General features: G+C 44.7%; 2 protein-coding genes. One reads left to right on the top strand and one right to left on the bottom strand.

Annotated features, from left to right (window positions below; genetic code table 11):
* The first annotated feature begins 6 nt into the window (after positions 1 to 6).
* The gene (locus R7Q48_RS29950; RefSeq protein WP_141179912.1) at positions 7 to 219 is read left to right on the top strand and encodes a CG2 omega domain protein; all 213 of its coding nucleotides are present in this window, start codon (positions 7 to 9) and stop codon (positions 217 to 219) included.
* Positions 220 to 283: 64 nt separating this feature from the next.
* Here R7Q48_RS29950 and R7Q48_RS29945 read toward each other — a convergent pair.
* Positions 284 to 555, bottom strand: a 272-nt coding sequence (locus R7Q48_RS29945; RefSeq protein ID WP_318134031.1) for a 3-hydroxyacyl-CoA dehydrogenase family protein, incomplete at its 5' end; no start/stop codon positions are given.

Below are 555 nucleotides of genomic sequence, written 5' to 3'. Positions count from 1 at the left end.
TACGCGATTGCCGCTCATGCTGAAATCACAGTAAAAGGTGACGATTTTGAATTGAGCAAAGATTGTGTTCGCCTAAGCGGTGACAATATTTCCGTCAAATCCGACGATTGCTCTTCTAAAAACCGGGATGATAAAGACAAAAAAGGAAACGCTAGCGTGCATGGCGATGACAACCCAGGTAAAGGGCATAACAAAGATAAAAAAGACAAGAAGAAATAAACACTTCTGTTCGAAAAAAGGCTTGCGCGATGCAAGCCTTTTTAATGTTCAGCGTTTCAAGCACTTAGTAGAAGGTTCGACCTTCACCCGCTCTAGTCAGCAGTCCGTCGCATGGCGCATAACGATCGCCATATTTCGATGCAAATTCGTTCATTTTCTCAACCAGTTCTTTCAAACCGAATTGATCCATATAACGGAATGGCCCGCCAAGGAATGGAGGGAAGCCAATACCAAAAATCGCACCAATATCGCCATCGCGCGGAGAGCGAATAATACCGTCGTCCAAGCATCGTACTGCTTCATTAAGCATTGGCAGTACACAGCGCAACGCAATAT

This window comes from Vibrio sp. 378 (assembly GCF_033339435.1).
Note: the sequence above shows the minus strand (reverse complement) of the source record. Positions and strands in the feature narration are given on the sequence as shown.